This window comes from Cohnella massiliensis (genome assembly GCF_900169535.1).
Taxonomy (GTDB): domain Bacteria; phylum Bacillota; class Bacilli; order Paenibacillales; family Paenibacillaceae; genus Cohnella; species Cohnella algarum.
Window position 1 is genome coordinate 285,562 of sequence record NZ_LT821257.1, and the last position, 14,282, is coordinate 299,843.

22 protein-coding genes are annotated in these 14,282 nt (G+C 54.2%); all 22 read right to left on the minus strand.

Going from position 1 to position 14,282, the window contains the following annotated elements:
- Positions 1-10: 10 nt before the first annotated feature.
- Complete coding sequence (locus B7E11_RS07870; RefSeq protein WP_080833201.1) at positions 11-2,794, minus strand: hypothetical protein; 2,784 nt, start codon at positions 2,792-2,794, stop codon at positions 11-13.
- Positions 2,795-2,797: 3 nt separating this feature from the next.
- Positions 2,798-3,019 (minus strand): hypothetical protein, encoded by a 222-nt coding sequence (locus B7E11_RS07875; RefSeq protein WP_139787115.1) that lies wholly within the window; start codon positions 3,017-3,019, stop codon positions 2,798-2,800.
- Between the two features lie 59 nt (positions 3,020-3,078).
- Entirely contained in the window at positions 3,079-3,450 is a 372-nt protein-coding gene (locus B7E11_RS07880) for a hypothetical protein (RefSeq protein WP_080833204.1), read from the minus strand.
- A gap of 55 nt (positions 3,451-3,505) precedes the next feature.
- Complete coding sequence (locus tag B7E11_RS07885; protein ID WP_080833206.1) at positions 3,506-4,219, minus strand: phage tail tube protein; 714 nt, start codon at positions 4,217-4,219, stop codon at positions 3,506-3,508.
- Positions 4,216-4,623, minus strand: coding sequence for a tail completion protein gp17 (gene gp17 / locus B7E11_RS07890; RefSeq protein ID WP_080833208.1), 408 nt, complete (start codon positions 4,621-4,623; stop codon positions 4,216-4,218). Before gp17 ends, B7E11_RS07885 begins: the two co-directional genes overlap by 4 nt.
- A complete protein-coding gene (locus tag B7E11_RS29435) occupies positions 4,620-4,778 on the minus strand; it encodes a hypothetical protein (protein ID WP_176220648.1) in 159 nt (52 codons plus the stop codon). The genes gp17 and B7E11_RS29435 overlap by 4 nt, the downstream gene beginning before the upstream one ends.
- 5 nt (positions 4,779-4,783) lie before the next feature.
- Entirely contained in the window at positions 4,784-5,236 is a 453-nt protein-coding gene (locus B7E11_RS07895; RefSeq protein ID WP_080833210.1) for an HK97 gp10 family phage protein, read from the minus strand.
- Between the two features lie 102 nt (positions 5,237-5,338).
- Complete coding sequence (locus B7E11_RS07900; RefSeq protein ID WP_080833212.1) at positions 5,339-5,686, minus strand: phage head closure protein; 348 nt, start codon at positions 5,684-5,686, stop codon at positions 5,339-5,341.
- On the minus strand, positions 5,683-5,985 hold the full coding sequence (locus B7E11_RS07905; RefSeq protein WP_080833214.1) for a head-tail connector protein: 303 nt from the start codon (positions 5,983-5,985) through the stop codon (positions 5,683-5,685). The genes B7E11_RS07900 and B7E11_RS07905 overlap by 4 nt, the downstream gene beginning before the upstream one ends.
- On the minus strand, positions 5,966-6,214 hold the full coding sequence (locus tag B7E11_RS07910; protein WP_080833215.1) for a hypothetical protein: 249 nt from the start codon (positions 6,212-6,214) through the stop codon (positions 5,966-5,968). The genes B7E11_RS07905 and B7E11_RS07910 overlap by 20 nt, the downstream gene beginning before the upstream one ends.
- Positions 6,215-6,268: 54 nt before the next feature.
- Complete coding sequence (locus B7E11_RS07915) at positions 6,269-7,456, minus strand: phage major capsid protein (protein ID WP_080833217.1); 1,188 nt, start codon at positions 7,454-7,456, stop codon at positions 6,269-6,271.
- 36 nt (positions 7,457-7,492) lie between these two features.
- Positions 7,493-8,119: an HK97 family phage prohead protease gene (locus B7E11_RS07920; RefSeq protein ID WP_245809655.1), complete on the minus strand. Its 627-nt coding sequence runs from the start codon at positions 8,117-8,119 to the stop codon at positions 7,493-7,495.
- Positions 8,058-9,374, minus strand: coding sequence for a phage portal protein (locus B7E11_RS07925; protein WP_080833219.1), 1,317 nt, complete (start codon positions 9,372-9,374; stop codon positions 8,058-8,060). The genes B7E11_RS07920 and B7E11_RS07925 overlap by 62 nt, the downstream gene beginning before the upstream one ends.
- Before the next feature lie 9 nt (positions 9,375-9,383).
- Complete coding sequence (locus B7E11_RS07930; RefSeq protein WP_080833220.1) at positions 9,384-9,563, minus strand: hypothetical protein; 180 nt, start codon at positions 9,561-9,563, stop codon at positions 9,384-9,386.
- Positions 9,564-9,566: 3 nt separating this feature from the next.
- Positions 9,567-11,162, minus strand: a complete 1,596-nt coding sequence (locus B7E11_RS07935; protein ID WP_080833222.1) for a terminase large subunit — start codon at positions 11,160-11,162, stop codon at positions 9,567-9,569.
- The gene (locus B7E11_RS07940) at positions 11,152-11,733 is read right to left on the minus strand and encodes a hypothetical protein (protein WP_139787116.1); all 582 of its coding nucleotides are present in this window, start codon (positions 11,731-11,733) and stop codon (positions 11,152-11,154) included. The genes B7E11_RS07935 and B7E11_RS07940 overlap by 11 nt, the downstream gene beginning before the upstream one ends.
- A gap of 104 nt (positions 11,734-11,837) precedes the next feature.
- The gene (locus B7E11_RS30595) at positions 11,838-11,969 is read right to left on the minus strand and encodes a hypothetical protein (protein WP_281256482.1); all 132 of its coding nucleotides are present in this window, start codon (positions 11,967-11,969) and stop codon (positions 11,838-11,840) included.
- The gene (locus tag B7E11_RS07945) at positions 11,966-12,409 is read right to left on the minus strand and encodes an HNH endonuclease (RefSeq protein WP_080833224.1); all 444 of its coding nucleotides are present in this window, start codon (positions 12,407-12,409) and stop codon (positions 11,966-11,968) included. The genes B7E11_RS30595 and B7E11_RS07945 overlap by 4 nt, the downstream gene beginning before the upstream one ends.
- A complete protein-coding gene (locus tag B7E11_RS07950; protein WP_080833226.1) occupies positions 12,393-12,695 on the minus strand; it encodes a hypothetical protein in 303 nt (100 codons plus the stop codon). Before B7E11_RS07950 ends, B7E11_RS07945 begins: the two co-directional genes overlap by 17 nt.
- 283 nt (positions 12,696-12,978) lie before the next feature.
- A complete protein-coding gene (locus tag B7E11_RS07955; RefSeq protein WP_080833229.1) occupies positions 12,979-13,584 on the minus strand; it encodes an ECF-type sigma factor in 606 nt (201 codons plus the stop codon).
- A gap of 47 nt (positions 13,585-13,631) precedes the next feature.
- Complete coding sequence (locus B7E11_RS07960) at positions 13,632-14,060, minus strand: hypothetical protein (protein ID WP_080833231.1); 429 nt, start codon at positions 14,058-14,060, stop codon at positions 13,632-13,634.
- A complete protein-coding gene (locus B7E11_RS07965) occupies positions 14,044-14,280 on the minus strand; it encodes a hypothetical protein (RefSeq protein ID WP_080833232.1) in 237 nt (78 codons plus the stop codon). The genes B7E11_RS07960 and B7E11_RS07965 overlap by 17 nt, the downstream gene beginning before the upstream one ends.
- Positions 14,281-14,282 lie beyond the last annotated feature (2 nt).

The following is a 14,282-nucleotide window of genomic DNA, read 5'->3' on the forward strand; positions in this document are numbered from 1 at the left end:
CTATCCCTCCTTATAGCGACGGCAGCGGATCGTTCCCGCGACGATATTCGTTATTGATGTAATTCGTCGCCGCTCGTCCGACCTGGTCTTCTGTGATGATGACATTCACGTTCCGGCCGCTGCTCAAGACCTGGTAAATCTGCCGGAGCACCGCCAGCGTTTCGGGGTTATCAGCCCCGCTCATGATGTTCTCGAGATCGGACAGAGGTGCGATGATTTCCGGGTTCGTGGCCGCGCCCTTATTGTCGCCAACCATCGCCAGCGTCGGACCGTATACGATGGCCCCGGTCGCAAATGCCGGGACGGAAATTCCTGCCCCTTTGAGACTTTGAAGGAGTTTTTGCATCCATCCACTTGATGCCGCGGCTTTACCTGCTCCGGCAACCACGCCGCCGCCAGCCAGCAGGCCCATGATATCGAGCGCGACTTGGTTTTGCGTCTTGTTTGCCTCTCCCCTGATGGTGTCGATGACGCCGTCGAAGGTTTCTTTGCTAAAGACTCCTTTGACGTTCTCGGCGAAAGTAGACCCGGCTTCTCCGAGCGTCTTTGCGGTGCTGGCCGCAACTCCGGATATCGTCGTTTTCAGATTGTTCCACGCCGTCGATACGTTGTTTATGAGCGTGATAATCCCGGTCATCGTCGCACTTGCTGTCGCATACATGCTCGACAATCCGCTATTCCAATCCGCTTTGACCTCGGCGAGCGGGCTTTTCAATGACCGTATTGCAAGCGCAATAGACGCAAATCCTGCAACAAAAACCGATTGGCTGGTGGAAAATGTTGTTCGCATATCCGCCATCGTGGATGACCATGCGGATTTAAGCTCTGCAAGAGGCGTTAACGGGCTTCTGACGGACGTGACGACAGATGACCACGCGGAAGCATTGGACGTCCTAAACGCAAGCATATCGGCCAACATGGAGGCAAGCATTGCCTTCCACCCTGTAACGGTCGCCGTCTGCCCCGCTGTGTTTTGCGTCCGAATGTTCTGCCACAATTGCGACCACGTTGCCGCTTGAGTGGTGTAGCCGGCTTGAGTTTGAGCGTTCAGACTTTGCCACATCTTCGACCATTCTTGAGCGTTCCCGGCTGCCGAAGTTGCAAGCCCCGATCGGATGCCGGCCGTCATCCCATTGAAAGCGGTCGTTTGCCCTGCATATCCCGCCTGAGTCTGCGCCTGCAGGTTTGCCCACATGCTGGACCATTGGGACGCAAGCGATCCTGTGAGTCCGGGAAGCACTACGCCGGAAAGGTTACCGGCAAAACTACCCCACGACGCAAGATCACCGGCCAGTCCGGTCCTCGTCATACCGTTAAGCTCTTGCCACATTTGGGAAAATCTCGTTTTGACCTCTTTTATGAGGCCATTTATCGTATTAACTACCGCCGTCGCCACGGCGCCCATGCCGGCGTCTGGTGGATTCGGCGGGTCGAATTCAATGCGCCATTTCTTATTTAAGAACGGAGGGAAGGGCTGGATTCCGCCCCACTCCCACCCACCGTCCCCACCAGGAGGGGGAGGATTATCGGGGCCTGGCATCCCTCCGCCCGAACCGGAATTTCCGCTATCTCCCCCTCCGCTGGAATCACCCAATAGATTGAATTGGTCAAAGGATGCAAGTTCGCCGCGTGCTTTTTTCGCTGAACCCGCAAGCCCATCATAGGCTTTGCTTTGCTCCTGCACCGCTTGGGTTTGTTCGTTAACGCCTTTGGCCATCCCTTGAGTCAATTCATCGTAATCTTTGCGAAATACCCAATACGTAAATCGCGCGAACTGCTCGGTAACGTAGGCAATATTTTCAGCCAACGCTGTTAATGCAGGTAAAACAGCTTCCCATATAGGCAAAAACGCTTGAGATAGATTCAACTTAATATCTTTAAGTTGCTCCACCAAAAGCGTCTGTTTGGTCATGACGTTATTTTGCAGTTGATTCCCGTACCTCGCATAGGACTGTTCGAGGATCGCGGCGAGCCGGATTTGCTGCTGCACCCGGAAATCGAGCTGATCCCAATGCTTGCCGTTCGCGAACTTTTTAAAAGCGTTCGTGCTCTCGATCATCGAGATATTAACAAAAACGCCGAGGTCCTCAATGGCCTCGGTGTTGCCCAGCAAACCGGACCGGATACGCTCGGTTGTGTCCTCGATCGTGCGGCCGGTTGCCGATGCGACTACCCTTGTTGCTTGCACGATTTCTTTTGTTTGTTTGGTCAATTCGTCGTTATTGCTTATAAAGGACGAGAGGAGCGTGCTGTATGTCGCCCCCATGTCGGCGGCCGTTGATTTAGCTAGGCCCATCCCGCGGGCCCAGGTCATAAACTCCCGGCTGCTGCCTTTGAGTTGCATGTTCAGGCGCCCGAGATTGGCCTCGAATCTGACGGCCTCCTGCGATGCGGAATAGATGCCATACGTCGCAACGCCGAGCGCTGCAGTAAGCACACCCAATCCGATACCAAGGCCGCCAACCATGCCCGCCGCACCGCTTGCGGCCGTCCCAAACCCTTTCAGGCTGCTGGAAGCAATCCCGGCAGCCGGCCGAAGGGCAGCGAGCCCGGAGACAACGCCCCCGAGCCCTTTTGCCCCCCGAATTTCCGAGAGGGAGGCGGTAACCGACGCCCCTGCATCCCTGAGGCTATCCCGAAGCCCGCCGAGTCCCTTTTTGCCGCTTATGGCGTCCGTGGATCGTTCGGTATCCTTTCGAAAACGCGACAGTTCCCTCGTCGCGCCGTCCATGCCTTTTTTCGCGGCCGAGTAATCGGCGCCAATGCGGATCATTAGGTTGCGAACGACAGCCAATGTCTACCCCTCCCCTCTCGTAATGGCTTGGTGCATGCGCTTGACGACCGCAAGCATTTGCTCGGGTGTCTGAGGCATCTGCGACTCTTTCGGCCGGGAATTTTCCAGGACCTTTTTAAGCGGCGGCATTTTCTTCGACCGCTGCCACGCCGCCGTATAATAGGCATAGGTCAACGATTCTTCTTTTGCCGCCTGTTGCCGATGATTGTACTCATCGACGAGCATGATCAATTCTCGCGGGGTTAGCTCGTTGTATTCCGACACAGAGACCCCGACGCGCATGGCTACTCGGAGGCTTTCGTCCCAGTCGTATGGGGTTCGCTCTCCGGCTCCCCCGGCGTTTGGTTTCCCTCCGGTCGTGATCCGAATGCCGCGGCAAATGCTGCTTGAATTTGCTTAACGATATGGACGTATGTCGGAGCCTGGTCGAGCAGGTCCTCCATTTGCTCCAATTTGAGCGTTTCGTTATTGTCGCGGGCATCTTTGAGCAGCCCACAATAAACGAATTTTTCAACGTAATCCAAGTCGTCGAAGCCGGAACTCTCGATTTCTTCGAGCGATTTCCCGGTCAGGGCGACCAACTGCTTCAACGCTTTATGGCCGAAGCGCAATTCGCGCTTACGGTCGAGTTGGATATAGACGACATCGTTATTCATTTTGATTGCTCCTTTTTAGGTAAAGTAAAAGGCCCGGAGATCCGGGCCCGAATGATTAGGATACTTTGACGACAACGACCTCGTAAGTCACCGGCGCTTTGCCGGCCTCACTCGCGACGATCGTTAGTTTTTTGCTGCCGACCGACATCGGGATTGCCGCGGAAGCTTGTCCGCTCGTCAAATCCTGCGAATAGGTGCCGTCGATGTAAAGCTTGAGCGTATGACTCGCGGCCGTCGCCGTAATGGTGAAGCTCGCCGCGGTCACGCCGTCGAAGGTGTAATAATTCGTGCCGGTAGCAAAAGCCGGCGCCAATGCGCCGCCTGTGCCGGCCAAGGCGAGCGCCGTAAGGCCGCCGCTGGCTCCGATATTCATGCTCGGTTTGCCGCTGACCCGGATCGTGCCCTCGAAGCCGATCGCCTCCTCCGTTTCGGAGGTGACGCTATACGCCGTCACGATGCCCGGGAAGCTCCACGATGCCCCGAGAGACGCCGGATAGATAATTTCAAACTGCTGGACTTCGCCGGTTTCTAGGGCGTCGTAAAAGGCCGCTTGCCCAGCGTCCCCGGGCACGAAAAAGCCGGAAATGGCGACTTCTCCCGGGTCTTTAAAGCCCGCGATAAATTCGCGGTAACCGCCCTCGCTGTCCAGCGTCGTCACGTCGATTTCTTCCTGCGTGATCGACGGCGATCCAATGGACGAAAGATCACCGATGGCGTTAAGGCCAATCAAAATCTTTGTGCCGATGGACCTTGTTGCTCTTTTGGTCACTGGTCATCATCCTCCCCAATAAATGCGCTAAATTCGACAACGCACCGATATAGATCCGGTTGGTTCTCGTATATTTCAACAGGTGATTGGTAAATAATCTCCTGGATAAACGGTCCGTCCGTGCCGATCGCACGACCTTCAAACCCAACAAGTAAGGCGACCGCCTGTTTGGTGATCGCCTTCATGTCGCTGTACTTTTTGGCTATGATGTTGAGCTCTGCGCGGACTTCCTTGGATTCCAGATGCCCGCCAAGCGTCTTATCGCGCAAACCCTCGCTGCTGGCGTAAATCAGGTATGGAACGCCGCTTGAAGCCGTCGCCTCCGGCGCGGTGAGCGGGTAAATCCGGTTCTCAAGAGCCGTGATGGTTTTCAATTCCTGCACAAGTGCCGGTTCGAAGCTCATTCTTTGATCGCCCCGATTTCCAACAACCGGTCAACAATGCATTTCCGCTTCTCTTCCGGAATACTTTCATCGTTGGCGATTTCTTGGAACAGATTGAGCATGTTTTGAAACACTTCCGTATCCGCTAACTTAACAGTGACTTCCAATCCCGCCACCTCACTCACCGTCCTTTCCGCAAAGCCTTGTCCACTTCTTTTTCGGCGACTTCAAGAACACGCCTTTCTATCTGTTCCGCATTCTCGTCGATTGCTCGGCGCAAAAAGCGATAGCCCGGAACATACCCGCCATCGACCGTGAGAAATCCGTACTCCTGCGACGCCGGGTAATAGTACCGCTTGCCGTCTTTCGAGATTTTCACAAACACGTCATTCATGCCCGGGTCCATCATCACGTCATACACGGCCTTACCCTTGACACGGGACCGCTCGCGTTTCATGATGATACCTTCCCGGAGTTCTCCGGTATCAACCGGCGCCAAGGCTTTTGCCGTTTTGAGAGCGATCCTGCCGCCCGCCCGCGCCGACTGTGTTGCCGCCGTTTGCGGGACTTTGCCGAGTTCTCGTAACGCGCGTTCGAGTTCCTTCATGCCGACGATTTCCGATTTCCGCGCCATCATTGCCGCTCCAATTGAATAATGAGTCTCCCTGGAGCAAATCGTCTCCAACCGTCGACGGGTGAAAGCTCAATTACTTCCCGTTTGATAATAACTCGCATCTCACTGTCGCTCCTTACACATCAATTGGAGTTCCTTTCTTCTGAACTCCGGGTGAATGATGTGCAAAATTTCAAATTCGCGGAATTCAGGATCTCCCGGGTCTTTGTACCGGACGATCATAGTGCGGTCGATATCCACCCTGTACCGAATACGGATGCGCGTCGTCACTTCGGCGTGTTCGGCCATTGCGGCGGTGTATTCCCGGCCACGCAGGGGCTCAATGGCAGCCCAAACCGTGCAAACTTCAACGGGATTGTCCAGCGGCTGGCCGTATTCATCCGTTTCATCAGGCCCGGGCGGGCGAAGGATGGAAATTCGCTTATCCAACCGGTTTACAAGGGCGGTCATGGCGAAACCCCTTCTTCCGGCGGCGAGTAGGCATGCTGCAGTTGTGCAAGCATGGATTGGATTGTAAACCGCACCTTTTCGGACGGTTGAGAGCCGATCAGTTCGCGATTTTCGTACCAGTCGGCGACCAAGACGAGGCAAAACAGTTTCGCAAGTTGATTGGTGCTGTCAAATTCAACTTCGACTGCGTTGAGTAGGTATGTTTCTGCAGCGCCGATCAGCATTTCAATCGCTGCGTCTTCGTCCGATCCGTCCACGCGTAGCCAAGTTTTCGTTTCGTCAAGCGTCAGAATCGCCATCGTCGCTCACGCCCTTTTTGCGGCGTTTCGGCTTTTCCTCCGGTTCAGTCTCCGACCCCGATTCCTCCGGCCGCTCCGGAGACTCCTTTGATTCCAGCTCCACCGACAAAAAACCTTGTTCCGCCAAATACTGCACGCGCTTTTCGTCGTCTTCCGGGTAATCGTCTCCGATGTTATACAGCTTAAAGTTGTGGTATCGTTCGCGGAACGCTTGAATGACTTTCGCCACAATCTCACCCCCAATGGAAAGAGGCCGGTTCCCCGGCCCCTCAATTTGTGATTATTACGGCGTCGGCGTAATGTCCAGTTGGCCGTATACGGTAGAAGCGCCATCCCATTGCACGTAATCGTCGCGCATAATGGTCCGCAACTCCGTCGTATCACGACGCCATGCGTCGCCGCCCTCCCGAGTAGATGCGAGTTCAAAGAACCGACGGTTGAACAGCACCATGAACTGTTTCAGGTTGCCGATAAAGAGTGGTGCATTCGTACCGCTCGACGGCAGGTTGCGATTGCTGACGACAGCGATCGGACGACCCTTGAACAATTTACGGCCCGGTTGTGTAAAGTCATCCATCAGAATCGGTCGGCCGTTGCCGTCGACTTGGTTGTCCAGCCAGTTGAATCCGTCTTGGTTGGTCAGCAGGATCGCCGAACGGCTGATTGCCGGGTCAAGGTCTACGTTGAGGACCGTATTGATTGCTTTAAGATCAGCCAGCGCCTTCGGCGTCAGCGTATTCAGCAGCGCCAGGATATGCGTGTTCCGCGTATGCGCGGCCTTACGGGCGATCCAGTTGGTGACGTACCCGATCAGGTTTGCGTCGTTATCGGCCAGCAGTTCGTTGGTCAGCGGCAGATAACCGGCACGCTTTTTGACCTTGTACGAGATCGGCGTGAATTTCGGGTTGTCGGTAGCTTGGATTACGCCATATTCGTCCACGTCCGCGAACGGTGTCATATCGGCATCCGTTTCAAGCACGCGGCTTCCAGACAATGCTGTGACATTTTCAACCGTTACGTACTGCGACAGATCGTTCCAGTCACGCATGAGCGTGTTGATCCGCGTTTGGATGTCTTGCGGCACAACGATGCCGACATCCCCATCCGGGATGGCCGGATTGGTTTCACCCTCGTTCATGACGGCGCGCTTTTCGTATTCGCGGATAACCGAACGCATTTCTTCGCTGATAGGCCGACGGCGGAGTGCTCGAAGAACGATGCCGGTATACTCTTTTTCGAGTTCCTGCATGTCGCGTTCTTCTACTTTGCCATCGTCATTCAATTCGCGACCGCCGAGCGAGCGAACTTCGTTTTCTTCCAATTCGCGCTGCAGATCAACCTTGGTTTGCAGGGTGCGAACTTCGTCCATTTTTTCTTTTGCTTCAGTCGTCTTGTCCTCGGCCAAAAAGCCCCGGACTTCCTCCTTTGCTTTCTCCAACTTATGGAGCAGCGCACGCAGTTCCTTGGTCATTTCATCACCTCATGGGATATTTGGAAAACAAAAAACTCAACCGTAAAGGTCGAGTTCGAGTAAAAGCTTTTCTTTTTCAAAACGATCGGCGGCACGTTGTTCCTCGGCTTTGAATTCTTCGAGGGATCTCGCCGCCACTTCGTTTGCCGGGTATGCCGGGAAGGCAACCGGGCTGATTTCGTAAAGTTCAGCGTTCAAGATATTTCGCCGATAAATCCGCCCGTTGTCGCGCTTTTCACTGGACCATTTGTCCTTTGTGACCTTCATCCCAAAGCTTACTCCATCCACATCGCCGCGCTGTATCAGCTCCCAGGCGTCGTTGCCGACGGTAGTGTTCGGGATATCGAGTTCAAACCGAAGTTCGTTCTCCATATTGGTTAAACGCAACGTTCCGGATTTCGCGTTTCCAAGTACCTGTGCGGCGTCATGGCTCCACAACGGAACAACGGTCCGCGCCGCGAGGCCGTCCTTAAAACCCTCCGTGCAGATGGTTCCCACGCAAACGTCGCCCCAATAGTCGCGCATTTCCGCGCTTTCAGTGTTGTATTTGATGGCCCCGGTAATGGTTCGCTTCCCGTCTTCGCTTTCATTTTCCCGGACCTCAAACGTCACCGGCAGCGCCCGGATCTCCTTCGTCGGTTTCTTCGTTTCCAGCTCCTTCACCCCCTCTCCCGGCGTATGCAGCGCCGGCTTGTGTAATAGGGACGTAACTTCCGTTTACGAGCAGTTGGTCGCCTCCCTCCATCGGCGGGAGATTCTCGAGCGCTCGGGGCTCGTTCGGCGTCAGGAATCCCCCTTGAACACCGATGCGGTACGCTTCATACCGAGTTTTTAGGTCTGCCCGCAGAATAGCGTCGACGTTGAAGCGAACAAACACCCCTGCTTCGATTTCGTTGTCCAAAAACAGTTTCCAAGTCAGTTCCTGCTCATACCCTGTTAGCTTCGGCTGCAAAGTGTCCGTGTAGAATTCACGTTGAGTCTCCGTTACGTTGGTGTGCGTTGCCCGGCTCAAGTCGTTAAGCTGGTGCATCTTAACGCCATAGCCAGCTGCAATCTGCCGGATGGTCAATTGGCTATTCTCCAAAAACTGAGCATCCGCTAGATTGAGCGCAATTTGTTGGTATTGATAACCGATCGGCAATAACGCGATCCGATGAGCATTGTTAAGACCGCTCGCCATAGACTCGAATTTTCTACGGAAGTTCTCCTTTGCCTTCTCGTCCAAATCTCCTACATATTGCACGATACCGCGCGCCTGCAATCCCTGTTTGAAGAACTTATTAACGAACTGATTCGCCGACGCACCGTTTTCAAGGGTTGACCTAAGGCAATCAAGCGGAGATAGACCAACAATCCCGTCGAGGGTCACGCCCCCTTTGAAGTGAAGAATTTCATGCGGCATGAGTTTCCTTTGCTCGTACCCGAGATTGACCTGATAAGCCAAACTGGAACGGCTAGTAATGACGCCGCTGGCCGCTGTGTCATTGTCAACCACGATCTTAACCCGTGACGAATCCATAGGCCATAGCCCCACGATCCGCCCACGACGATCAAATTCGATTGATGCGTATGCATTCCCATAAAGATCATTCTGCGCCTCAATGCACTTCCAGAAATCGTAGGCGCTCATGTACGGGTTCGGCCGCAACTTGAGCAACTGGTAGACTGGGTGCTGTGTCGCACGCTGAACACCGTTCTCGTCCTCCTGATAAACCTTGATCGGAAGTTTGGCAACGGACTCCGACAGAATCCGAATACAGGCATACACCGTATCGACCTTGAGGGCGTTTTTTCCCTTGACGTTTATGGTGTCCAGATCAATTCCGAGCACTTCCAGCAGGCGCCGATCATCGACATTCAGTTCTAGCGTCTCTCGTTTTTCATGTTCCGCAGTATTAACAGCTCTCCGGAAGAACATCTATGATCATCACTCCTTTTTCGGAGGGTTTCGGGCTGTCGCAAAACCGACTAGCAATAGCGTCACCCCCAACCCGAAAAGTCCCGCGATTTCATGGAGCCGAAAGGTAGCAATGTTGATAATAAGAAGCCCGGCACCAATTAAGATGTCCTCCGCATAATCGCGAAGAACGTAAAAGATATTTTTCATGATCTACCCCCAAAGTTTATCTAGGAATGCTTCGTCCGCGAATTCGGATACGTCCAAATTAATTTCTTCGAACAGCATGGCCGTCGCCATCGCGTTGATCATTGCAACGATCAGGTCGATTCGCTCTTTGGACTTGTTTTTCATCGGCTTGATGTTCTCATTACCATCAACAGCAATGGCGATATTACCCCAGCACCACCGCGCCAAGGGGTTAGTCTCATGCGTCATGAGTCCTCGTTTAAGCAGTTGCTCGACGAGCTTCATGGCCGGGCTCATGTTTTTCATGTCCTGGGCGATCTCCACCACATCCATCCCACCGCGCATTAAGCGCTGCGACAGCATCCGGCTATTCCACGGGTCCGTGCCGACGGTGTGGACTTCGTACTGTTTGGACATTGACAGTAACCTCGCCTCGACAAAGTCGTAATCCACGACGTCGCCCGGTGTGGTCAGCAAAAACTTTTGATCAACGTACCGGTCATACGGCACTTTGTCCTTTCGGACTCTCTCCCGCATGTTATCTTCAGGTATCCAGGCATCAAAAATGACCCGCCAGTCCGACAAGTCATCTTGCGGCGGGAACAGGTAGCATGCCGCTGTAATATCTGTCGTGCTTGACAAGTCCAGTCCAACATAACACCGCTTGCCGACCAACTCGGATAGCCCCCACTTGCCGTTTGTCTTATCCCAAAGGCTGAGCGGCTGCCAGCCTACCGTTTTGAGGCTGATCCACTGATTGAGTCGGAGCCAGCGGAATAGTTTTTCGGACGCCGCACTATTGCGAGCGGCTACAGCCTCCTGCCGGACGGACTCAATGCTAATCGTGTGCCCCAAGCTTGGATTGACGCGATACCAAAGCTCCTCGTCGTATATATCTTCTTCGGGCTTGTCCGGGTCCATGCCGTAATCATCCGGTATACCGTAAATGCGAACGTACCATGTCGGGTCAACCAATTCTCCCGATAGGATTTTTCGCGCTCTATCATGCACCTCGAAGCCGATCGAGTGCCTGTCCGGGTCATCTCCGGCCGTCGTAATGACCCACCAAAGCGGCTCCTTACGGGCGGCTCCGGCACCGAATGTCATAACGTCCCACAGATCCCGGGTCGGCTGCGCATGCAGCTCGTCAAAGATGACGACTGTCGGGTTGATGCCGTGTTTGGTGTACGCTTCGGCCGAGAGCACTTTGAGCGTTGTTCCGGTGAGCAGATTCTTGATTTCCTTCTTGCTTTCGGTCACCTTGAGGATACCTTCAAGCTCCGGCTCCTGCTCGATCATCCCGACGGCCGCGCGATAAACTAACCCGGCCTGCTCACGGTCAGCGGCACAGCAATATATTTGTCCGCCTGGCGGATCGCAGGTGAGATGGTACAAGGAAAGCCCGGCGATCATGGTCGTCTTTCCGTTCTTTTTCGGCATCTCCAAGTAAGCGTATCTGTACTGCCGATACCCTTGATCGTTGACGGTGCCGTAAACGTCCCAAAGTAAACTGTGCTGCCAGTCGAGCAGCGTTAACGGCTGCCCGTAAAAATCATCAACCCCGTGGAGCATGCCCATAAATTCGATAGGTTCGAGAGCTCTTTGCTTATCATGTGGCATGGCCGCCACCCGCTCGCCGGGTCATGAATTGGGCCATTGCCGATTTCTTCGGCTCCTCGTCCGGTTGCTTCGGTATGGATTTAATACGACCCGTCGGATTCAGGAACAGACGGTCCTCGATTTTGAGGAGCATTTCCCGCGTCTTCATGGTCTTATCCGTTACACCGGCAATCGACTCGTAAATGCGGATCCGGTCCTCCACTTCCTCAACCTCTTCGATATCCTGGCGCATCCGCTCCATCATCTTCGCGAGCGCTTGTTCCTGACTCATCAGCATGCAGTACCGGTTGATGATCTGCTCGTCCAACCCGTCGATGTACTGGATCGACTTGTACAATTTTTTGAGCCGCAAAAATTCTCGATGCGCAATCGGGTCCGCCTTCACGGCGGGAGCCTCCTTAAAAGTTGTTCCCGTGTATAGAGATTTTTCCGCCTCTTCCCGGCGCTTTAGTTCTTTCTTGGTCCGGTGGCTCTTCCCTTCCAGTTTGAGCAGTTGGACCGGCTTGGATGGTCTGCCCGCCATGCGCTTCACCTCATTTCGTAAAAATTTTGTTGGATGGTGACCATCCAAAAAACCTCCATTTTGGGAAAAAATCTTGTGTGAAGGTGGGGGCGCGGTCTTCAAAGAGTCGATTTAAAAATTTTGACCCTCCCCCCGGGGTCGTGGGAGACTACCTACCGCCCTCGTTTGTGGCGGATATATGAAGCCCCAATGACGACGAGCCACACCGTCAGCCATAACGGCCAATAATGAACCAGCTTCTCGCCTTCGGTCATATGAATCATGTCATGAATGAATTGACTCATTCGCTATCACCTTTGCGTTGCGGGTTAATATGTGTTGGCTTCAATGCATAACACCCTCCGTATTTCCGTTTGTCCGCCGCCGTTTTGATCGCATGGTGCCAGTTGCACAATGATCGAAGATTGCTCAATGTCAGCCGCAAATCCCAGCGGATCCGTATAGGGATGATGTGATCCACAGGAACGGCCGGCGTGATCCGCTGATCAAGCAGACAATCTTGGCATAATCCGTGATCCCGGATTAACGCCTGTTCTCTCGCTCGTTCCCATTCGACTGATCGATAAAATGCCGCCGCCTTCTTGTCCCTTTGCTGCTCGTCGTATCGTTTGTGTCTCTCCTTGCGGGACATTTCGGCTAAATGCGCATGGTCTTCACAATAGCGGCCCTCCGTCAAATTCCGGCACCCCGGCTTGCTGCAAGGCCGCTTAGGCTTTACCGGCATAGTCCGCACCTAAAGCGATCCGGTCCCGAAATCGCTTGGCCCACTTGGTGGCCGCTGGTATGTCGATATGCGTATCGCCGTAGCAGGTGTGCAGGATGATCTCGGTCTCGGTCTCCTCGGCCCTCCACCATGTCAGACCGGTTTGGAGGTAACCATCTTTCGGCTGCCGCTCTCCGATCCCGGCGCTCACCAAGCGCTCAAGCTCCTGCCAGCCGATCGGTGCCACTCTTTGGCAATACCGATCGAAGGCATGTCTTGTTAACCGGATTTGCTTTTCAATCGCCATATCCCCTTTCTCCTTTGCACTCATTTACACTGGTTCACGGTATTTACCCCGCGAATTCGATCATTTCCTTTGCACTTTTTCGATAAAAGATAGCCGCCACCCCGCGGCGTACAGGATGACGGCCAATAATCAGCGATCTGTGGGTTACTGGCGCCACCTCCTCGCATGACAGCCAAAATACAAAGAGGCCGCCCGCATTGGCGACCTCTACACTTTGGCACAGTACCATTTTAGCATGGGTTGACACGGCTGAAAAGCACTCGTCCGTGCCAACTTTGTGCCATCATCGTGCCAGTAGTTTATACTCCCTTTCGGCCTCGCTCATCCGCCTCCAAAATGTGCGGACGGAGACATTCATTTCGTTCCGGAGTTCACCGGCACTCTTACCGTCAACATAGACTGACCGCAAAAGGGTAGCGTACTCCGGCTTGTATGCTTCGAGGGCTTCTAAAACAGAATCTATGTGCGCGATTTCCGACTTGAGGTCCTGAAACTCGGCCACCCGTTCAAGCACATCGTCGATATCATCCCGCAAATCCCAGCCGCGAGCCGCGATCACCTTACGGATCGCATCACGGATCTGCCGCAGCTCCTCGTCGTCATCCGGATCGGCTCCACGGTTCGGCACGGCCGCCAGCTGCGCCCGGGTCCCCGCCGGGTACTTGGTCAGATATGCGTGTGCCGTCGTCTCCAACCGCTGCTCGCGGCTCGACAGGTACAGATAGCTTGGCAAGCGCCGCAGCTTCCGATGCAGCTCCTGCAGGTGATCGTCCTCATTAAGCCGGCTGACGGTAATGCCGGCGCCGACGCTGTATTTCGACAGCACCCGAAGACGGGCCTGCTTTTGCCGATATTGGGTCAAACGATCAATCGCCTGCTGTTCGTTCATCGTTGTCCACCTCGCTGATTGATCTTGTAGCCTTGCATGTTCGCACGTTATACGCCGTCTTCCGCAGGCTTGTCCGCTCGGAAAAAATTGCCGAACCGGTCCTGTTCCGGCACCCCGTCAGAACCAACAATACCGGCGGCTGGCCGCACCTGTAGAACATTTCCGCACTCGTGGCACTCCGTCGTTGTGTCCGTCAGCTTGATATACTGGTTGCCTTGATGCTTGCACCCGGGATTCTGGCACCAGTATCGGGTTCGGTAATATGCAACACCGTTCTTATACTTGATTCCAGTCTCGTACCATTCCGGACGTTCAGGCTCCATCCGCTGTCCTGCCTGCAGCGGTCCTGGCCCGTTCATCTCCCGGCAATAGCCAAAAAATGCGGCGACCGTGTACTTCTGGACATCCTCCGTCGGGTCAAAAAGCCGAAGACGGTCCTTCCCGTCCGAATGTGCAATTTCAATTCGAATTTCCACGAGAACTCCTCCTCTGGTTGTATACTTCCTCCAGCCATTCGGTCATCATGATCATTTGCTTAATCACCAGCCGATTGTCCTGGTACTTGAGGCAGATCGTACCGCATGAATCAGCGACCCACTTCCAGAAGTCCAGATTCTCCATGCCATACCGGGCAGCCGCCTGATTCGCCTGGCTGATCCAATCGACTACGTCCGTGAAGAACGCCTTGTAGTCCATCG